Source organism: Grylomicrobium aquisgranense (assembly GCF_033971865.1).
Classification (GTDB): Bacteria; Bacillota_I; Bacilli_A; order Erysipelotrichales; family Erysipelotrichaceae; genus Bulleidia; species Bulleidia massiliensis.
This window is the reverse complement of record NZ_JALBUR010000008.1, coordinates 24,631-45,525: the sequence shown is the minus strand read 5'-3', so window position 1 is coordinate 45,525 and position 20,895 is coordinate 24,631. Positions and strand designations below refer to the sequence as shown.

19 protein-coding genes, 1 tRNA gene and 1 other annotated feature are annotated in these 20,895 nt (G+C 50.2%); of the genes, 5 read left to right on the top strand and 15 right to left on the bottom strand.

Going from position 1 to position 20,895, the window contains the following annotated elements:
• Positions 1–6 precede the first annotated feature (6 nt).
• The 9 genes from gdhA to argS form a co-directional block, all read right to left on the bottom strand.
• Positions 7–1,353 (bottom strand): NADP-specific glutamate dehydrogenase, encoded by a 1,347-nt coding sequence (gene gdhA, locus MOZ60_RS04740; protein ID WP_370595836.1) that lies wholly within the window; start codon positions 1,351–1,353, stop codon positions 7–9.
• Between the two features lie 63 nt (positions 1,354–1,416).
• Positions 1,417–2,718 (bottom strand): M18 family aminopeptidase, encoded by a 1,302-nt coding sequence (locus tag MOZ60_RS04735; protein WP_370595835.1) that lies wholly within the window; start codon positions 2,716–2,718, stop codon positions 1,417–1,419.
• Positions 2,705–3,916 (bottom strand): SseB family protein, encoded by a 1,212-nt coding sequence (locus tag MOZ60_RS04730; protein ID WP_370595834.1) that lies wholly within the window; start codon positions 3,914–3,916, stop codon positions 2,705–2,707. Before MOZ60_RS04730 ends, MOZ60_RS04735 begins: the two co-directional genes overlap by 14 nt.
• Complete coding sequence (locus MOZ60_RS04725) at positions 3,913–4,266, bottom strand: BlaI/MecI/CopY family transcriptional regulator (protein WP_167836327.1); 354 nt, start codon at positions 4,264–4,266, stop codon at positions 3,913–3,915. The genes MOZ60_RS04730 and MOZ60_RS04725 overlap by 4 nt, the downstream gene beginning before the upstream one ends.
• Positions 4,267–4,338: 72 nt before the next feature.
• Positions 4,339–4,524 carry a hypothetical protein gene (locus MOZ60_RS04720; RefSeq protein WP_135358337.1) on the bottom strand — a complete coding sequence of 62 codons (186 nt, stop codon included), beginning with the start codon at positions 4,522–4,524 and terminating at the stop codon, positions 4,339–4,341.
• A gap of 14 nt (positions 4,525–4,538) precedes the next feature.
• Positions 4,539–6,818: a formate C-acetyltransferase gene (gene pflB, locus MOZ60_RS04715; protein ID WP_370595833.1), complete on the bottom strand. Its 2,280-nt coding sequence runs from the start codon at positions 6,816–6,818 to the stop codon at positions 4,539–4,541.
• A gap of 1 nt (position 6,819) precedes the next feature.
• Positions 6,820–7,551 carry a pyruvate formate-lyase-activating protein gene (gene pflA, locus MOZ60_RS04710; protein WP_370595832.1) on the bottom strand — a complete coding sequence of 244 codons (732 nt, stop codon included), beginning with the start codon at positions 7,549–7,551 and terminating at the stop codon, positions 6,820–6,822.
• Positions 7,552–7,686: 135 nt separating this feature from the next.
• Positions 7,687–9,021 carry a branched-chain amino acid transport system II carrier protein gene (brnQ, locus tag MOZ60_RS04705; RefSeq protein WP_370595831.1) on the bottom strand — a complete coding sequence of 445 codons (1,335 nt, stop codon included), beginning with the start codon at positions 9,019–9,021 and terminating at the stop codon, positions 7,687–7,689.
• 34 nt (positions 9,022–9,055) lie between these two features.
• Positions 9,056–9,292, bottom strand: a binding site (T-box leader).
• Positions 9,293–9,330: 38 nt separating this feature from the next.
• On the bottom strand, positions 9,331–10,989 hold the full coding sequence (gene argS / locus MOZ60_RS04700) for an arginine--tRNA ligase (RefSeq protein ID WP_370595830.1): 1,659 nt from the start codon (positions 10,987–10,989) through the stop codon (positions 9,331–9,333).
• A gap of 107 nt (positions 10,990–11,096) precedes the next feature.
• Here argS and MOZ60_RS04695 point away from each other — a divergent pair, with 107 nt between their 5' ends.
• Positions 11,097–11,975, top strand: a complete 879-nt coding sequence (locus tag MOZ60_RS04695) for an HAD family hydrolase (RefSeq protein WP_370595829.1) — start codon at positions 11,097–11,099, stop codon at positions 11,973–11,975.
• Between the two features lie 156 nt (positions 11,976–12,131).
• Here the strand turns inward: MOZ60_RS04695 and MOZ60_RS04690 are convergent, their stop codons facing one another.
• From MOZ60_RS04690 to MOZ60_RS04675, 4 genes are all read right to left on the bottom strand, one after another.
• Positions 12,132–12,944 carry a carbon-nitrogen hydrolase family protein gene (locus MOZ60_RS04690; protein WP_370595828.1) on the bottom strand — a complete coding sequence of 271 codons (813 nt, stop codon included), beginning with the start codon at positions 12,942–12,944 and terminating at the stop codon, positions 12,132–12,134.
• 73 nt (positions 12,945–13,017) lie between these two features.
• Positions 13,018–13,278, bottom strand: a complete 261-nt coding sequence (locus MOZ60_RS04685) for a hypothetical protein (RefSeq protein WP_277009476.1) — start codon at positions 13,276–13,278, stop codon at positions 13,018–13,020.
• Complete coding sequence (locus MOZ60_RS04680; RefSeq protein WP_370595827.1) at positions 13,217–14,521, bottom strand: C1 family peptidase; 1,305 nt, start codon at positions 14,519–14,521, stop codon at positions 13,217–13,219. Before MOZ60_RS04680 ends, MOZ60_RS04685 begins: the two co-directional genes overlap by 62 nt.
• Positions 14,522–14,571: 50 nt before the next feature.
• Positions 14,572–15,405: a tRNA threonylcarbamoyladenosine dehydratase gene (locus MOZ60_RS04675; RefSeq protein WP_370595826.1), complete on the bottom strand. Its 834-nt coding sequence runs from the start codon at positions 15,403–15,405 to the stop codon at positions 14,572–14,574.
• Between the two features lie 122 nt (positions 15,406–15,527).
• Between MOZ60_RS04675 and MOZ60_RS04670 the strand changes: the two genes are divergently transcribed.
• The 4 genes from MOZ60_RS04670 (at position 15,528) to MOZ60_RS04655 (ending at position 19,996) form a co-directional block, all read left to right on the top strand.
• Positions 15,528–16,610 (top strand): endonuclease/exonuclease/phosphatase family protein, encoded by a 1,083-nt coding sequence (locus MOZ60_RS04670; protein WP_370595825.1) that lies wholly within the window; start codon positions 15,528–15,530, stop codon positions 16,608–16,610.
• 54 nt (positions 16,611–16,664) lie between these two features.
• A complete protein-coding gene (locus tag MOZ60_RS04665; RefSeq protein ID WP_370595824.1) occupies positions 16,665–17,648 on the top strand; it encodes a D-isomer specific 2-hydroxyacid dehydrogenase family protein in 984 nt (327 codons plus the stop codon).
• 1 nt (position 17,649) lies between these two features.
• Positions 17,650–18,882, top strand: coding sequence for an alpha-L-fucosidase (locus MOZ60_RS04660; protein WP_370595823.1), 1,233 nt, complete (start codon positions 17,650–17,652; stop codon positions 18,880–18,882).
• Positions 18,883–18,991: 109 nt separating this feature from the next.
• The gene (locus tag MOZ60_RS04655) at positions 18,992–19,996 is read left to right on the top strand and encodes a DUF362 domain-containing protein (RefSeq protein WP_370595822.1); all 1,005 of its coding nucleotides are present in this window, start codon (positions 18,992–18,994) and stop codon (positions 19,994–19,996) included.
• A 95-nt stretch (positions 19,997–20,091) separates the two neighbouring features.
• Here the strand turns inward: MOZ60_RS04655 and MOZ60_RS04650 are convergent.
• Both MOZ60_RS04650 and MOZ60_RS11565 read right to left on the bottom strand, forming a co-directional pair.
• A tRNA-Lys gene (locus tag MOZ60_RS04650) sits at positions 20,092–20,164 on the bottom strand.
• 311 nt (positions 20,165–20,475) lie between these two features.
• Positions 20,476–20,676, bottom strand: a complete 201-nt coding sequence (locus MOZ60_RS11565; RefSeq protein WP_371832627.1) for a PF20097 family protein — start codon at positions 20,674–20,676, stop codon at positions 20,476–20,478.
• Positions 20,677–20,895 lie beyond the last annotated feature (219 nt).

The following is a 20,895-nucleotide window of genomic DNA, read 5'->3' as shown; positions in this document are numbered from 1 at the left end:
CAAACCTCAGAACAATCCCTGGGCCATCATCGCATCTGCGACCTTCTCAAAGCCCGCAATATTGGCTCCGATCACAAGATCACCCTCATGACCGTACTTCTTTGCGGCAGCCAGAGAAGAATCCACGATCGCCCGCATGATTCCCTTCAGACGGGCATCAACTTCTTCACTTGTCCAGGACAGGCGCTCACTGTTCTGACTCATCTCCAGAGCACTCACAGCAACACCGCCGGCATTGGCAGCCTTGGCAGGTCCAACCACAACACCATGTTCCTGCAGATATGCAATTGCCTCATTGGAAGCCGGCATATTGGCACCCTCAAAGTAATACTTCGTGCCATTTGCCACAATCTCTTCTGCCTCTTTCATGCCAACCTCATTCTGCGTTGCACACGGAATGCAGATATCAGCCTTCACACTCCACGGCTTTTCACCTTCATGGAACGGCAGGCCGAACTTTTCAGCATACATGCGGATATTCGCATTGCGGCTGGCTCTCATCTCCAGCAGATAATTAATCTTCTCATCTGTGACCACACCATCCGGATCATACACATAGCCATTGTGTCCAGACAGTGTCACAACCTTGCCGCCAAGCTCTCTGACCTTTTCACAGACACCCCAGGCCACATTGCCATAGCCGGATACAGCCACCGTCTTGCCCTTGATGCTGTCACCAAGATGTTCCAGAACTCTTTCAGCATAGTACAGCACACCATAGCCGGTTGCTTCCGGGCGGATCAAAGAGCCGCCATAAGCCAGTCCCTTGCCTGTCAGAACGCCATTGTCATAGGCATCACGGATTCTTCTGTACTGTCCAAACAGATAGCCGATCTCACGGCCGCCGACACCAATATCACCAGCCGGCACATCTGTATGCAGGCCGATATGCCTCTGCAGCTCGGTCATGAATGCCTGGCAGAAACGCATGATCTCACCATCACTGCGGCCATGCGGATCAAAGTCACTGCCGCCCTTGCCGCCGCCAATCGGCAGTGTTGTCAAGGAATTCTTGAACACCTGCTCAAAGCCAAGAAACTTCAGAATCGAAAGATTCACGCTCGGATGGAAGCGCAGTCCTCCCTTGTACGGGCCAAGAGCACCATTGAACTGAATCCGGTAGCCACGGTTGACATGTACCTTGCCTTCATCATCTGTCCAAGTTACCCGGAACATAATCTGTCTCTCCGGTTCCACAAGTCTCTCCAGCAAAGCTGCCTTCTCATACTCCGGATGGGCATCCACCACCGGGGCAATACTGTGCAGAACCTCTGTTACTGTCTGCAGAAACTCCGGCTGATCCGGATTGCGCTTTGCGGTCTCTGCAATCACACGCTCGACATACTCACTCATTGTGATTCCTCCTGTCATTTCCCTTATTGTACTATTTCTTTCACGATCTGAATACGTTTACATTCAGATGGAAAACTTTCCATTTCCATCACTGACAAAGCTATGCCCATAGAAGCACTTCATCGCCGCAATCAGATATGCCGTATCTTTTGTGCCGGCTGTTTCATAGCAGGAATGCATTGCCAGCTGAGGCAGACCGATATCCACCGCATTCTGTGAGAAGTGCCGGTTGGAAAGATTGCCCAATGTGCTGCCGCCGCGCTTGTCAGAACGGTTGACAAACGACTGCACCGGCACGCCTGCTTCTTTGCAGATGACCTGGAAATATGCCGAAGACACAGCATCGCTTGTATACTGCTGGTTGGCATGGTACTTGATGACGATGCCGCCATTCATCTTCGGCTTGTTCACCGGATCCGCCATCTCACTGTGAGTCGGATGCACCGCATGGGCATTGTCGCCCGACACAAGGAATGCATTGGCTGCACAGGCCATCTGTTCATCTGCGCTCTTGCCGCTGGCAATGCCGATTCTTTCAATCACATCCGCCAGGAATGTACTGTCTGCCCCCTGCTTGGTCAATGAACCTGTCTCCTCATTATCAAAGATGCAGCACAATGGCAAAGAAGCACTGTCCTTAGCCTGCAGGAACCCATTCAGGATGCCAAACACACACTGCAGATCATCCAGATGCGGTGCACTGACAAACTCATCCGCAGCACCCCACACCGTTCCCGGTGTACGCACACACAGATACAGATCATGGCCAAGAATATCTTCGGCCTTCACACCTGCTTCTTTTGCAACCACATCCAGCAAAGAGCCGCAGCCCTCCTGTCCCAGCAGCGGACAGATTTCCGTCTGCACATTCCACGAATGGCCTTCATTGGCACTTCTGTCCATATGGATGGCAAGAGACGGAATCATCAGAAGATCCTTGTCCACTCTGACAAGCTTTGTCACAAGTGAATCACCCTGTCTGACAACAATTCTGCCTGCCACGGACAGCGGCCGGTCAAGCCATGGATAGATCAGAGCACCGCCATACATCTCCACATTCAGCTTCACGTACCCGTTTTCCTTCATCTCCGGATTAACCTTGATCTTGAAAGAAGGCGAATCACAATGGGCAGCACCCATCATGTATCCGTGATAGTCATGATGATAGCGGAAAGCAATCAGCGCCGACTGGTTGCGCACCACATAGTACCTGCCGCCATCTTCCAAAGACCACGGCTCACTTTCTGCAAGTTCCTGAAAGCCTTCCTGATCCAGCTTTTCTTTCACTGCCGCAATCGCATGAAATGCGGTTACGCCTTTCGAAAGAAATGACAGCAGCTCCTGATTCACTTCATTTGTGTTCATGTTCATCCTCCTGATTGACAAAACTAAGGCCGTGCTCACCCGGTGCACCAAACTCTTTGATGTAAGAATCCTGTCTGGTAATGGCATCCACCAGCTCGCCAGTCAGGAATACATACACCGGTCCAAAGGGATTGATGACCATGCTCTGGTGGCCTTTCCACATGATACTGACAGCATCCTGGAAGGTCACCCGCAGCGTCTTTGGCTGATTGCCAGCCAGATACAGCTGCTTCCAGCGGGTCAATGCATCCTCATCCGTAAAGATGGCAAAGGACTCTGCCCCGCCGCCATCTTTGCGGCTGACACCCATGAAGCCCAGACGTGTATTCTCCACAAACTGCATGCGGCCATTGACAAGCTGAGGCAGATGATCCATCATCACCGGCACCACAAAGCTGGAATGCACAAGGGCATTGAGAAACAGACTCATGAACTGGTGATCCTTGATATAGCGCCCATACTCATAGCACATTCCCCGCAGCAGCGGATTCTCCAGCTTTGCCAGCGGACGGTTTTCCGCCTGCAGAGAACTAAGCACACTGAACTGTTCCACCGCAATGGCGGCGTCCAGCTTCACTTCCACATGACAGTCTTTTGCCTGCTGCACAGAAGCACCATTCACTTTCAGGCCAATCACACGCACATGCACCGGTGAGCGCCCTGCCAGCAGCACATCCACTTCATCGCCTGCCTTCATCAAGCCATGCACCGTGCCCATCAGAGATGCTGTCTCATGCAGACTGGACTGCTCCACCAGCATCGTATAGCGCCGCTTCTCCTTATTGTAATAGACCGTTTCCGGCACCTTCACAGGCTTCTTATGGCCATCTTCATCCATCACCGCATAAATGCCGCATGCCGCAATAATGCCCACAACCGGCCACTTCAGCTGACCCGCCGCATACAAATAACTGTTTCCAGCCAGAACCAGACTTCTGATATTGGCATACACAAACAATACGGCTGCCATGACAATTGAGCGGAAATTGCGGCCATTGCGGTAAGCATCCACACTGCGCTGTCCCATCTCCACCTGGATCATGTCCCTGCCTTCCTTCCAGACATACCAGCCGCATACAATGCACAGAACATATACAAACGACCAGAGACTTTCAATCCCTGTCATCACAAGCATCACAGCGCCGGCAATCACCAGCATCACTGCCAGGCCTTCATATGCCGCCTTCTGATTTTTCATCGAATGCCTCCCTTCGTCTTCATGCGGATCAGATGAATCAGTCTGCCCGCCTGTTCCACATCAATGCCATCTGCCGTACAGCTGGCCACAAATGCATACAGCGAACCCTGCCAGTATTGATCCAGCAGGACTCTGGCATACTGCTGGTAATAGGCTGTCCGGTCAATTGCCATATGCAGTGTGGCATGCTCATTGACCAGTACACCCTTGCGGCGCATCCTGGCAAGCAGCGTATACACCGTCGACTGCTTCCAGCCATAATTGGCTTCACACATCTTCACAAGCTTCATGGAACCAATCCCCGGATTTGCCCATACCCACTCGGCAATCCGGGTCTCTGCCTCACTCATTTTTTCATCCATACAGCCTAGTCTACATGCGTAAATGCCAGCCGTCAAACCACAGGCACCAAAAAAGAACGGCTATTCACCGTTCCTCTTCAGTACATGATCCAGCTCTTCCAGATTGGTCATATGGTTTGCGGTCTTTTCCACAAGCACTGCCAGAATTTCCTGCTGTTTGCGGGAACACTTCCGGAAATTGCGGATCAGTTTTTTCTCCGTGCCTGTATAGCCCGGATTCTGTGTATAGTATTTCTTCTTTTCCATGCCATGTGATTGTATCACATATGATCATGGCAGGTGCGGGCAATCACATCTTCCTGCTGCTCACGGGTCAGATCAATGAACTTCACCGCATAGCCGGAAACACGGATTGTGAAGTTGGCATACTCAGGCTTCTCCGGATGTTCCATAGCATCTTTCAGCTTCTCAACACCGAACACATTGACATTGAGATGGTGAGCACCCTGGTGGAAATAACCATCCAGCACATGCACAAGATTATTGACACGCTCGTCCTCACTGTGGCCAAGGGCACCCGGATTGATCGTCTGGGTGTTGGAGATGCCATCCAGCGCATATTCATATGGCAGCTTGGCAACCGAATTCAAGGATGCCAGCAGTCCGTTCTTCTCTGCACCATAGGCAGGATTGGCACCAGGCGCAAACGGCTTGTAAGCCTCTCTGCCATCCGGCAGGGCACCGGTTGCCTTGCCATAGACCACATTGGAAGTGATTGTCAGGATCGATGTTGTCGCCTCAGAATTGCGGTATGTATGATGCTTCTTGATCTTGGTGATGAAGGTACGAAGCAGCCATACGGCAATCTCATCAGCACGGTCATCATCATTGCCATAGCGCGGGAAGTCACCTTCCACCTTGTAATCCACAACCAGACCGCTCTGATCACGCACGGTCTTCACCTTTGCATATTTGATCGCAGACAAAGAATCCACCACGTGTGAGAAACCGGCAATACCCGTCGCAAACGTACGGCGCACATCCGTATCAATCAGAGCCATCTCAGCTGCCTCATAGTAGTACTTGTCATGCATATACTGAATCAGATTCAGAATATTCACATACAGGCCTGCCAGCCAGTCCAGCATCAGATCATACTTGTGCATGACTTCATCATAGTCCAGGTATTCAGAAGTGATGGGAGCCAGCTCCGGACCAACCTGCATATGATTGCCCTGCTTGTCCAGGAACTTCTCATCCTTGCCGCCATTGATGGCATACAGCAAGGCCTTGGCAAGATTGGCACGGGCACCGAAGAACTGCATCTCTTTGCCGGTCTGGGTAGCCGAAACGCAGCAGCAGATGCTGTAATCATCCGACCAGATCGGCCGCATGACATCATCGTTTTCATACTGGATCGAAGATGTCTTGATCGAGATGCGGGCTGCATAGCGCCGGAAGTTCAGCGGCAAGCGGGCTGAATACAGCACCGTCAGATTCGGCTCCGGGGAAGGCCCCATATTCTCCAGCGTATGCAGGAAACGATAGTCATTCTTTGTGACCATGTGGCGGCCATCCTGACCAAGGCCTGCCATCTCCAGAGTAGCCCATACCGGATCACCGGAGAACAGCTGGTTGTAGGAAGGAATACGGGCAAACTTGACCATGCGGAACTTCAGCACCAGATGATCAATCAGCTCCTGAGCCTCGGACTCACTGAGTTTTCCTGCCTTCATATCCCGGGAAATATAAATATCCAGGAAGGTAGAGATTCTGCCAACCGACATGGCAGCACCATTCTGTGTCTTGATGGCTGCCAGATAGCCAAAGTACAGCCACTGTACTGCTTCATGGGCATCCTTTGCCGGTGCAGAAATATCATACCCATACAGGGCAGCCATCTTTTTCATGCCTTCCAGGGCACGGATCTGATCGGCAATCTCCTCACGCTGGCGGATGACATCATCCATCATCGTGCCATCACCGCAGTTCTTCAGATCTTCCTTCTTTGCTTTGATCAGGTGATCAATGCCATACAAAGCAACCCGGCGGTAATCACCCACAATGCGTCCACGGCCATACGTATCCGGCAGACCGGTCACGATATGCGAGTGGCGGGCAGCCTTCATCTCATCCGTGTATGCATCAAACACAGCCTGATTATGTGTCTTATGATACTCATTGAAAATCTGATCATACTTGTCATTGATGTGATAGCCATAATTCTCAGCAGCCTGCTGGGCCATCTTGATGCCGCCATACGGCATGAACGCACGCTTCAGCGGCTTGTCTGTCTGCAGACCAACGACCTTCTCAAGATCCTTCAGCTTCTCATCAATATAGCCAGGCCCATATGCCGTCAGGCCAGACACAACCTCGGTCTCACAATCCAGTACACCGCCCCGTTTACGCTCTTCCTTCTGCAATTCCTGTACCTTACCCCACAGCACATTCGTCGCATCCGTAGGACCAGCCAGAAAACTCTCATCCCCGTCATACGGCTCATAATTATTCTGAATAAAATCACGGACATTGATGTCCTGCTTCCAATGGGTTCCGGCAAACCCTTCCCACTGCGCATAGTCACTTCTCACGTTCATCTCACTCTTCTCCTTCCAGCAGCCTCTGTGCATGCTCACACTTTTCTCTGCCTGGTGTTTCTACACCATCCAGCGTGTAGGCATAACCAAGCTTCTTCCACTTATATGCACCCATCGCATGATAGGGCAGCACCTCAATCCGCTTCACATTTGTCATCGGCTTCAAGAACGCACCAGCAGCCCTCAGATCCTCATCCGCATCATTGACACCCGGCACCAGCACATACCGCACCCAGATCGGCTTCCCTTTTTCACACAAGTACGAAAACCCATCGAGGATATTGGCATTGTCACGGCCGGTCAAAGACCGATGTCCTGCAGGATCCATCTGCTTGATGTCGCATAACAGCAAATCTGTCACATCCAGCAGCGCATCAAATGAAGCCAGCCAGGCAGGATCCCTTGAAAATGGCTGCAGTGCCGTATCGATACAGGTAGCAATGCCAAGTGCTTTTGCCTTCACAAACAGCTCTTTGACAAAATCCATCTGCAGCAGCGGCTCACCACCGCTCACCGTAATGCCGCCCTCAGATCCCCAGTAGCTGCGATAGCGCAGTGCCTGCTTCAAAACATCATCCACAGATCGCAATTCACCCTGATCAAGCGCCCACGTATCCGCATTGTGACAGAACCGGCAGCGCATATTGCATCCCTGCACAAATACCACAAAGCGCACACCCGGCCCATCCACCGAACCAAACGTCTCAACAGAATGTATCCTTCCAACTGTCATCCTCTGTTCTCCAACAACAGTATTCTGGCAGGATGCCGTCCGCATTTCCTTGATTACAATCAAATTGAAGAAAAAAATGCTATTTTCCAGAGATTAAAAAAGCAGGCACTTCTGCCTGCAATGACAGCTATGTTCTTACGAAGCTTCCCTGTCTGCAGAAAGAGAACACGAATCCCCCAGCCTGCCGGCAGGCAGCACCCAGCCGATCACAATGCCCGCAGCAGCCGGGATCAGCCAGCAAAGATCCGCCGTCGGAGGAATGGACAGAATCAGCCCCGTCACATAAGGAATCCGGATTCCCGCTGAAGAAAGAGCATAAATAACGGACACAATGCCAGTCAGCAGAATCGCTGATGGAAAGACCATCGGATGCTTCTCAAGATGCTTTTTAAACTGTCCCAGCAGCACCAGCACCATCGCCACTGGATAAATGGCATTGAGAATCGGCACAGAGATCTTCAGAATCTGATCCAGACCCACAATAGACATGGCAAAAGAAGAAACCGTAAACAGAATGATCCACTTCTTATAGCTCATCTTTGAAATCGATGCGAAATATTCTGCACAGGAACAAAGCAGGCCGACACATGTGGTCAGACATGCCAGCACATAGATCACGCCAAGCAGGATGATACCCTTATTGCCAAGCAGACTGCCTACTATATTAGTCAGCACATTGGCGCCATTGGTGGCATTCTGGCTCACGGTACCGGAAAGCACACCCACCTGCATCATCGCTGCATACACTACAAACAGCAGAATACCGGCAATGATGCCAGCCTTCATTGTTCCGGAAACCACTTCTTTCTTATCCTTGATGCCCATATGGACAATATTCAGAGCAATGATATTGCCAAAGTTCAATGCTGCAATCGTATCCATTGTCTGATAGCCATCCAGAAATCCCTGCAGCACCTGATGATCCGCATAGGCACCGGTTGGCTCCAATGAAACATACGGAATCCGGATCATGCACAGCACTGCCACAAACAGCATCAGCCCCAGCAGAACCGGTCCCAGGATTTTGCCAAGGGTATCGGTCAGAGATTCCGGATGCACGCACAGCAGATAGGAAATGCCAAAGAAGATCAGAGAATAGATGATGCGCAATGCAAGCGTCGGCGTTTTGACAAAGGGAACCACTGCCATCTCAAAAGACACTGCTGCATTTCTCGGGATGGCAAGACACGGCCCGATGGACAGGAAAGCCAGAATGGTAAAGATGATGGCAAACTTCTTTCCGGCTTTGCCAGCCAGATGGGGCAGATCATCAAAGCGGGCAATGGCAATCACTGCCAGCACCGGACAGATGATGGCGGTAAGGGCAAAGCCAAGCAGGCCAATCCATGCCTTTCCACCCGCCTGAAAGCCAAGATACGGCGGAAAGATCAGATTACCCGAGCCAAAGAACATGGAGAACAGCGTGATACCGACCAGAATGATACTGCGTTTGTTTAGTGTTTTCTTCATACAACGTTCCTCTCAAACAAAAATGCATCGTCTCCTATGAGACGATGCATGCATTGACACCGCGGTACCACTCATCTTGTATGTATACACATACCACTCTTTCCAGCTCCAACAAGCCTTAGGACGTTAACGTATCCCCACGGACAGAACTACTGTAATTCATCCTGCCAGCTCAGAAGCGACTCCATCCATGCTTTATCACCTGTTTTCACCATACACAGGCTCTCTTATTGATAAACTTCCGGATTTCCTTCTTCCTCAGCGCTTTTCCATATGTTAGAGCGGAAACACCATCCTTGTCAAGCGCTTTCACATCTTTTCCGGAGCCGAAACACCAATCAGATCCAGCGCATTCTTCAGCGTAATCATCGACGCATGAATCAGGCCGAGACGCTGATTCGTCAGTTCCAGATCATCCGGATTATAGACACGGGACGCATTGTAATAACTGTGGAACACCCGCACAAAGGATAGGATATAGTCCGCAATCCGGTTCGGCTTGCGGGTCTTTGCCGCATTGGCAACTTCCTGCGGGAACTCACTGATCATTTTTAACAGCTGCAGTTCCTTCTCATCCTGCAGACGGTCATACGCAGCCTCCTGATGGAAGGCAGGCACATCCTCACGTGTCACAATCGAATTCATCCGGCTGTAAGCATACTGGGCATAGTACACCGGATTATCGTTGTCCTTCTTGCGAGCCAGATTCATATCAAAGTCCATCTGCGTGCTGACATCCTTGGACACAAAGAACCATCTTGCGGCATCCACACCGACATCCTCACACAGCTCACGAATCGTAATGGCATTGCCGGTACGCTTGCTCATCTTGACCTCAACACCATTGTCAACCATACGTACCATCTGGATCAGATCCACGATCAAAGAATCCGGATTATAGCCAAGTGCCTGCAGCGCACACTTCATACGTGTCACATAACTGTGATGATCCGCACCCCACAGATCCACCAGCGTATCATAACCTCTTTCATACTTATACACATGGTTGGCAATATCCGGTGTCAGATAGGTCAGAAGACCCGTGCTCTTGCGCAGTACTCTGTCCTTGTCATCCCCGAACTCACTGCTCCTGAACCACAGAGCACCATCCTTCTCATATGTCAGGCCCTTCTGTGTCATCGTATCCAGCACCTTCTGAATACGGGCAGCGTGATTCTCATAGAAGAAACGCTCATGCATCCAGGAATCAAAATGCACACGGAACAGATCCAGATCCCTGCGGATGGCATCCAGCTTCATCTCAATGCCCTCATCCTTGAAGTAATCAAGACGCTTCTCACCATCCTCATAGAGCCACTTGTCCCCATCCTTCTCCTTGATCTTCTTTGCCACCTCAACAATATCCTGGGCATGATAACCCTCTTCCGGCAGCGGATAAGACTGTCCAAACAGCTCATAATAGCGGGACAGAATACTCTCTGCCAGCATGTCGATCTGATGGCCGGCATCATTGACATAGTACTCACGCAGCACATCATAGCCGCTGGCCTTCATGACACGGGTCAAAGCATCGCCCCAGGCAGCACCGCGCGCATGGCCGCAGTGCAGATCACCTGTCGGATTGGCAGACACATACTCGACCAGTACTTTCTTGCCATTGCCGGCATTGTTCTTCCCCCAGTCATTTCCCTGGGCAAGCACCGTATTAATCACAGAAGACAGCGCACTGGCCTTCATGCGGAAATTGATAAAACCAGGCTTGACTGTCTCCACACTGTCGGCACCATCATAATTTGCCCTCAGATTCTCCACCAGCGGCATCGCAATGTCCATTGGCGCCTTATGCAGGGTACGGGCAAGACGCATTGCCACACTGGTTGAATAGTCGCCCATCCTGGGATCACGCGGTGTCTCCACGCTCAGAATCTTCTCATCAGGCGCAAGATCATAAACATCCTTGACTGCCCTGGCAACAGCTGCTCTGATCTCAGCTTCAAAATTGCTCATATTACCTCCAACTACTGCTTCACGAATTTATGCCTGTATAATATATCATGTAAAGCAGCGAAGCGAAAATGCTAAAATAAGCTTAAACAAAGCCCCGGGAGGTTATTATGTCCAATCATAATGATGCAAAAAAAGACAAGAAGCTCAAAAAAGCAGAACGCAATGCCAAAAAGCCGGCCATTCTGTTTTCCTTCGATGGCGCGGTCATGGATACCGAGCCAGCTATTCTGGCAACGTACCGTCATGTGTTTGCCGTCCACGGCAAAGATATCCTGACACCGGACAACCAGGAAGAAATCCAGCGCGCCCCGATCATGGATGTCATGAAGAAGTATCTGCCGGAAGAAGATCCCCGCAGATGTGCAGCTGAATATGACAGCTATGAACAAAATCACCTCATCGATCTCATCCAGCCGATGCACGGGGTGCGTGATTTCCTGATCTGGCTGAAGAAAAACAACTATAAGGTCGGCATCGTCTCAGCCAGAGAAAGAAGCTCCGTGGTCGAACTGCTCAGGCATACCGATCTTGTCACCATGTTTGATGTCATCATCGGCAGTGCAGGCAATCTCGAAGACAGAGCTGACAGCATCCTGACCGCATGCAAACTCATGGATGCCGATACATGTATCTTCATCACCGACAGTTCCCACAATATCAGAGCTGCCTCCAGTGCCGGCTGCTTCACGATCGGTATTGTCTCCACTGGCAGCCGCACCCTGCCTATGAAAGAATCCGGTGCCGATTTCCTGACCAAAGACTTCAAGGAAATTAAAAAACTCCTGGAAGGAGAACCGCTCTGGCTTGCCTACCAGGTAATCCAGCCTGAAGAAAAAGGCAAAAAGAAGGGCAGAAAAGCTGATAAGAAAGAAGACAAGCCGGCAGAGAAAAAGGAAAAAGCAGAAAAGCAGAAAAAAAAGACAAAGAACGTAAAGAAGGAAAAGGCTGAAAACAAAGAAATCGTCGAGGAAGAAGACGAGAAGTAACCATACCTGCATTCACAAAGAACAGGCACGCATCATGCCTGTCCTTTTTTTGCGCCAGAATATCTCTGATATCCAAATAAACAAAAAGGAAACTGCAGGCAGCTCTGTCAAAGAGGCATGCATACAGTTTCCTTGATTTTCTGCACCTGATGCCGCTTATTCCTCAGTAAGTCTGGTTAAAAGGCCATACACATCCGGACGGCGGTTGGAAAGATAAGGCCTTTCTTTGCGGACATCTTCCACTTTGGAAAGATCAAGATCCACGCTCACCAGCTGCTCACTGCCATCTGCTTCTTTGATGACTTTGCCATCCGGCCCAATCACCACTGAATGCCCCGCAAAGTCCAGTCTGCCTTCTTTGCCAGTACGGCTGCACATGGCAATAAACAAGCCATTGTCATACGCTGCCACCCGCATCTGGGCCACTGCCATTTCCAGATCGTCATGATCTGAAACTGCAGCCGGCACAATCACAAGCCTTGCCCCAAGCAGTGCACAGCAGCGCATACTTTCCGGAAAATGGCGATCTGTCCCGATCACAATGCCAATCTTTCCCATGGATGTTTCATGCACCACAAAACCGGCACCTGGCTGAAAATAGTCCTTGTCATAGCTGCCCGCTTCATTCATAACGTGCACCATCTTGGCAGTTTCCCCCATCTGACCATCTCTGTCAAACCACAAAGACGCATCATACATTCTGCCATCCTGTTCCAGATACACATTCGGCGAGATAAACATATGATTCTTCTGTGCCTGATAAGCCATGCCCTTCAGTCTTGCATCAGACATCCGGCTCAATGCCCGGGATGCATTCAAACCCGGCATCTGTGGAAAGTAAGGCGTCAATTGCAGTTGTGGAAAGAACAGCACATCACTGCCCACAGCCTTTTCGATGTATTCCTGGGTCTTCTTATAATTCTCATTCATATTATTGCGCATCGAAATCTGCGCCATTGCAAGCTTCATAGATCAATACCTCTTGTGCCTTTATTCTACCATGAACCATTCACGTAAAAACAAAGGATCAAAAAAGCAGGGATCACTCCCCGCATAAACCACATCTTTGCAATGCATGCAGGATCCCATCCCGGTCAATCTCCTCACACACATCATATGCACACTGTTTCACAGCTTCATCCGCCTGTCCACATCCGGCAATGGCTATGACCGTACTGTCCGGCGCCTGGTGCAGAGAATGAGAGTACAAAGAGCTATCAAAGCCAAGGAAGCCGTCCTGATCAGCCCTGCCAGGGCTCCAGCCGCAGCGGTTCCTTCTGCAGCAGTTCCTTCTGCTTCTCATCCAGATACTGCCAGTCAATCACTGCCTCATACACATATCTCTGGAAATATTCACGGGAACATACAAAGTAGCCTTTATCGCCAACTTCATCTCCCCAGGAATTCTCAATCTTCCATCTGTCAGGCTTTCCATTCTCGTCCAGATGCACGCCAACCAATAACATCGCATGAGAACAGTAGCCATTCTTATAATCCAGCCAGTCCTTGCGGTCCATGTCAAAGTCCACACCGCCAAACAGACCGCTCCAGTCAAAGCTCTCAGGATCCCAGACACCTTCCTGACGGTCGCCATACGCATCCGCATCACAGCCAAACCACACCGGCTTGCCAGCTTTGAGCATGCGCACACACATCTCTTCCATCACATCCGCCGATACATTCAGACACTTCACATCACTCTCTGCCATCGAGCCAATATAGTGGAACGTATAATACGTATCCAGCGGCTTGAACGTTGTCGGCTCACATGTCAGTGTCACAAACGCATCCAGATCCAGATCCACATACTTTGCAAAGAATTCCTTTGGTGTGATGCCAAAGTCATCATGGCACATGCCATCCTGATCCTGCCAGGAGAAGTCAAACTGCTTCACCGGTTCACCAAAGACGATGCACTCCATGCGATACACCTCTGCAAGCATGTTCTTGCGTGTTTCTTCCACATCTTTGCCATCTTTGATCATATTGCGCAGAATGCACGCATCCTTGCGCAGCACTCTGTTCAGCATCCGCATGAACAGTTCCGTATGCTCAGACTGGTATGTTTCCGGCATGGCACTCTTGGGCACAATGCCATACTTCTTCACCAGATCCACGTCCATGTCCCAATAGCCCCCATCATGGAAACCCTTGAGCACATATTCCATCATCCGGTCATCCAGCGGCTTATCCGCATTCTCCACAACCAGATCCAGGAAGTTATTGGCTTTTTCCAGCTTGTCATAGAAAGCCAGATAATTCCCACTCAGCTGGAAATCGTCCAGGCCGCACTTCTTGATGACTCTTTCCCGCATCATGTTCAATGCCGCAAAGGCCCAGCAGCGGCCGCTCTTTTTCTGTGCCGTGATGCCATGCGTCTTCACCTCATACGTATAGCCGCCCTTCAAGCGCGCCGCCTGATCCGGATCAAACACCAGATCCTTCAATTCTGTACGCGCACAGGCCGCATGCATGGTCACACTGTGGCTGTCACTTTCATATGCCTGCCGGAAACCATCCAGCATTTCTTCTGTAATTGCCTTCATCTTCTTCCTCCTGATGTGCCTATTGTATCGCGCCAAAGCAAAAAGCAGAATCAGTTTTCCCCTGACTCTGCTTTCACAAGATCCGCAAACGTATGAACCGGTTCTGCTGTCGTACGGTGATTCGGATCAAAATCACACAGATCCCGCACAACTTCACTGGCAATGATCAGTCCGGCTGCCCCCGGCACAAAAGCCGTAGAACCCGGAATATCCCGGCGGTCCGTGCATTTGCGCTTGGTTCCCGGCGGACAGATGCAGTGATACCGGCATGAATTAGCCTCATCATCCATCGGCTTGATCGGCTTCTCTGTGGAATAGACAACCTTGAGATGGTCAATATGCCGTTTGCGCAGCTCATGGCGCATCACCTTTGCCAGCGGATCCCCCTTGGTATCAAACACATCTGAAACACACAGCTTTGACGGATCCACCCGATTGCCGCAGCCCATCGCCGAAATAACCGGCACATGGCACCGCTTTGCTTCCTCAATGATGTCCAGCTTGGCTGTCACTGTATCAATCGCATCCACGATATAGTCAAACTGCGTAAAATCAAACTTTTCACGCTCAGCAGGCAGATAGAAACACTTATACGTGTTAACCACAATATCCGGACAGATCACATGAACGCGCTCAGCCGCGGCATCCACCTTATACTGGCCGACCGTCTTTCTGGTCGCCAGAATCTGCCGGTTGATATTGGTCAGACAGATGCGGTCATCATCAATCAGATCCAATGTACCAATGCCGCTGCGGGCCAGCGCCTCCACCACATAGCCGCCAACGCCGCCAATGCCAAATACTGCTACCCGGCTGTGCGCAATCTTAGCCAAAGCTCCGGAACCCATAACCAGCTCGGTACGGGACAACTGATTCAATGCCATTTCTCAGCCTCCTTTGAAAACTTTGACATTTTATTGCACGCAGCCAGACATTGCAATGGTTTTGCGCCTTGGCAGATCACCCCAGAATTGGTATGATTCCTCTTAGACAGGAATTCATTCATATGTATATCATCAAACCTTTACTAAAGCTTTTACTGGCCCTTGTTATCGCAGCAATTCTGGTGACCGGCTCCATGCTTGGCTTTCTGACCATCACCGAATACAAGCCCTTACCCCAGGAAGCTGTCAATGTCACCCACAGCAGCACATCCACACCAATCACACCAGGCACACCATTCTCCGTGATTTCCTGGAATATCGGCTATGGCTCCCTTGGCAGTAACACCGACTTTTTCATGGATGGCGGCAGACATGTCACCCCTTCCACCAAAGAACAGATGAACCGGAATCTGACCGCGATCTCAGATCAGCTCATTGCCGCCAAGCCTCAAATCATCTTCCTGCAGGAAGTCGATCATGATTCAAAGCGCACCTATGATATGGATCAAACGGCATACCTCCAGCAGAGACTGAACGATTACCGCACCGCATATGCCCCCAACTTCAAGGTTGGCTTTGTGCCATATCCATGGCCGCCGATCGGCAGAGTTGACTCCGGTTTGATGACTCTGACAGATACATCTGTCAATTCTGCCGCCAGAATCGCACTGCCCAATCCCTTCACCTGGCCAAAGCGCACCGCCAACCTCAAGCGCTGTCTGCTTGTCACCAGAATCCCGGTATCCGGCAGCGATAAAGAACTGGTTGCGATCAACCTGCATCTGGAAGCCTACGATGACGGCTCCGGCAAAGAAGCACAGACAAAGAAACTGTTTGAAATTCTGGAACAGGAAGCACAGGCAGGCAATTATGTCATTGCCGGCGGTGATTTCAACCAGACCTTCAACAACGTCGATACATCCGCCTATCCCACCCTGTCCGGTAAATGGCAGCCCGGCATCATCGATGTTTCATCACTGTCTGACAGCTACCAGACCCTGATGGACAATGCCGTACCTTCGTGCCGCTCTCTGGATCAGCCATTGGATACAGCAGAAAGCAAAGATCCATCTGCGTTCCAGTACTATGTCATCGACGGCTTCCTGGTTTCCGGCAATATCGCCATCAATTCCTTTGGCACCCAGGATCTTCAGTTTCAAAACAGTGATCACAATCCTCTGCTGCTGAATGTCACGTTGCAATAGTCAGCGTGATTTTTTCATATAGGCCGCTATAATAGGCACAAAGGAGAAAGCATCATGAAAATATTCTTTTATGCTCTGCGGCCCTATGATGAGCTGCCCTACGTCGAACAATTTTCCAAAGAAACCGGAATTGAATACGGCTGGACAGCCGACTACCCGAACAAAGACAATATGGAACTGTGCAGAGGCAGCGATGTCTTCAGCTGCATTCCCTGTGATATGAGTGCACCTGTCATTGATAAACTGGCAGACCTTGGCATCAAGTGGATTGCCTGCCGTTCCATTGGCTATAACCATGTCGATCTGGATGAATGCAGAAAGAAAGGCATCCGTGTCTCCAACGTTGCCTATCCGCCTGAATCCGTCGCTGACTATGCCATCATGTGCCTGCTCATGGGCCTGCGCAAAGCTTCCCATATTCTGAAACGCTCAGAAGCACAGGATTACAGCCTCAAAGGCAAGATCGGCAGAGAAATTTCCTTTCTGACAGTCGGTGTTATCGGCACCGGCAGAATCGGCACCACTTTGATCCGCCATCTGTCCGGCTTTGGCTGCAGGATTCTCTGCTATGACCCGTATCCCAACAAGACAGCCAGCCAGTACGCCACCTACACAGATCTGGATACCCTGTTAAAAGAAGCAGATGCTATTACACTGCATGCCAATGTCACCAAAGAAAACACGCATCTGTTAAACGATGACGCATTCCATAAGATGAAGGACGGCGTCTTAATCGTCAATACATCCCGCGGCCTGCTCATTGATACCGATGCCCTTGTCAAAGCCATCACCTCCGGCAAGGTCGGCGGTGCCGTCCTGGATGTGCTGGAGAATGAAAACGGCCTGTACTACTACAACCGCACCAGCGATGTCATTGATAACAAAGATATGGCGCTGCTGCGTTCTTTCCCGAATGTCACATTGCTGCCACATACTGCGTTCTACACCGAAGCTTCTGTCAAAGCCATGGTAGAAGGCTGCTTCCAGGGTGCCATTGCCTACCGTGACGGCACAAAGACACCACTGGAGGTCCTTTGAGATGATCATCAAGCCATACATCAAGGAATTTGAAAAGCTTGGCTTTGGCATGTTTGTTCACTTCGGTGTCTACAGCCTGATCGGCCAGGGAGAGTGGGCACGCAAACTGGGCACCATGCCCCATGAACAATATGATCAGCTCTATCACAAGTTCAACCCAGATCCAGACTGGGCAGATCACCTTGCCGAAGTCGCAAAAAACGCCGGCTGCCGCTACATCACCTTAACAACACGGCATCATGACGGTTTCAGCCTGTATGACACCAAAGGCCTCAATGACTACGATGCCATGCACGCCTGCGGCAGAGACCTGGTCCAAGAATTCGTCAATGCCTGCCATGCATACGGCCTGATGCCAGTGTTCTACCATACCCTGCTCGACTGGAAACACCCCGATTACAGCACAAACTTTTCTAGGTATCTGGAATATCTGCGTGCATCCGTCAAGCTGCTGTGCACAAACTACGGTAAGATCGGCGGCATCTGGTTTGACGGCATGTGGGACAAGCGTGATGCGGACTGGGAAGAAGACAAGCTGTATCATCTGATCCGCACATACCAGCCTGAAGCGATGATCATCAATAACACCGGTCTCAGCCACCGGGGTGAGCTTGGCAATATCGAGCTGGATTCCGTTACCTTTGAACGCGGTAAGCCCCAGCCCATCAATATGGCAGACAGTCCCAAGTACATCGCCTCCGAGATGAATGAAGTGCTCTGTGACCACTGGGGCTATGCAAAGGATGACCTGGACTACAAGCCCACCGGCAGAATCATTGAAGAACTGGCCGCATGCCGGCGGTACCGCTCCAACTTCCTGCTCAATATCGGGCCCAGAGGCGACGGCACCTTAAAACCCATCGATGAAGCCATGTTCGGCATCGTCGGACAGTGGACGGCATACTTTGACGAAGCCCTCCATGAACCATATCCCACAAAAATCACCATCAAGGACAAGCCCAATGACTTCATCCTGCAAAATGGCAGTGACTATTACCTGTTCTGCCACCATCTGCCCATGCTGGTAGATCCAAACGTCGGTGAACTGCAGTCCGCCCTGTATGAAGACAAGTTCCCATTCAAGCCGGCCATCAGGACAGTCCGCTGGCTTGACTGCAATGACCCGCTGCCATTTACACAAAAAGACGGCATCACCACAATCAAGACAAATCCATTCCACTATGGGCACAACCTGGTTGTCCGGGTTGCTAAAATCACAACATCATCCAACTGATCACGAAAGCAGAATGGCACCTTCCATTCTGTTTTTGCATAGCCACAAATGCATTTTCATGTCCTCTGATCCTTCAATCATTCTACAATAGCAGCAGGAGGATAACACAATGACACAGTATAATCCTAAAGATGGTTCTCAATACATTCCCTATGAAGCCAGAAGCGGCAATGAATCCATTGTCTACTTCACACGTGATCTTTCCGCAAAAGGCCTGCAGAAAGCCTATGAACAGGTCAACGGCAATATCACCGGCAAAGTCGGACTGAAACTGCATACCGGTGAGCCGCATGGACCAAACATCATTCCAAGAAGCTGGGTGAAAGAGCTCAGAGAAGCAGAGCCCGAGCTCAAGGATTCCAGCATTGTTGAAACAAACACGTATTATGACGGTGACCGCTACACAACCCAGCAGCACCGCAAGACCCTCGAGATCAACGGATGGACATTCTGCCCGGTGGATATCATGGATGAAGAAGGCACAGCAAATCTGCCTGTGATCGGCGGACACCACTTTGACCACATGAGTGTTGGAAGCCATATGCTCAACTATGATTCCCTGGTCACTCTGACCCACTTCAAGGGCCATGTCCAGGGCGGCTTTGGCGGCTCCAACAAGAACATCGGCATCGGCTGTGCCGACGGCCGCATCGGCAAGAAGATGATCCACACCTATGAAGGCCAGGATCAGTGGTCCATCAGGAAAGAAGACTTCATGGAGCGCATCACCGAATCCACCAAGGCAACAATTGACCACTTCGGAAAACACGTGACATACGTCAATGTCATGCGCAACATGTCCGTCTCCTGCGACTGCGAAGGTGTTGCGGCCGAGCCGGTTGTCACCCCGAATGTCGGCATTCTGGCATCCACCGATATCCTGGCCATTGATCAGGCCTGCGTTGATATCGTCTATGCCATGAAGGAAGAAGAACACCATGCCCTGGTAGAACGCATGGAATCCCGGCACGGCCTCAGACAGCTCTATTACATGAAGGAGCTTGGCATGGGCAACAACCGCTACATCCTGATTGACCTGGATCATGGCAATGCCCTGATGAGTGTCAAAGATGCCGCAGCGAACCTGATTCCGTTTGATCAGGATAACCGCTGACTACACCATCCATAACCAGAAAAGAACAGTTCTGCAAAGGACTGCTCTTTTCGTATGCATAAAGATAAAAAAAGAACCGGTTTCCCGGTCATCAGTGACTCCTGAGGGATTCGAACCCTCGACCCACTGATTAAGAGTCAGTTGCTCTACCAGCTGAGCTAAGGAGTCAGTGCTTTTCAGCGCTCATTTATTATAACGCAGGCAAAGAACATTGCAACAATTATTTTTCAAAATAGGCAGCCGCACTGTCATTTTCATCATGGAAAAATGTACCAGCTTTGAACACACGATCCGTAAGAAAAGCCACACCGATGATCTTCTTGATCATTAGTGTGGCTAAGAGTGCATACTGCACCAGCTATCAGACCTTTTTACAGCCCTAACTTAATGCCATTGGACGGTAATCCTCTCCTTTTTCGGTATCATGTAGAAATTCTAACAGTACTGTGAAATGTTAAAATCCAGATACAATATAGGTCTCAAACTTTAAGTTTAGTAATAATTATGTTGCAATTTTTACAGTAATATGACAGACCGGTTTTGTGCCATTGTTTTCTTAGAACAATATCATCTGATTTTTTCATGGTATCCCATCTGTCTTTTGTGCTGAAAAGCATGCGGGTTCTTCCTGTATTGATAAATCCAGGCCGCATTTCATGATTACAGTATGGACATTTCATATTTATTGAGGGAGTGTTCTAAAAGCAGTGCTGTATTCAGCACCGTTTTCCTGTGCGAAGTGTTCAGCCATTTCCTCATATGTCATCGGTTCACTAATAGCAATAGTTGGATCATCATAGGAAGATGGAATAGCCTCACTGTCTGAAGCGTAGACTGATGTGCATCTTAAGACCGCCAAACAGACTGTAAGCAAAAATGATCATGCAACAGTATTCTTC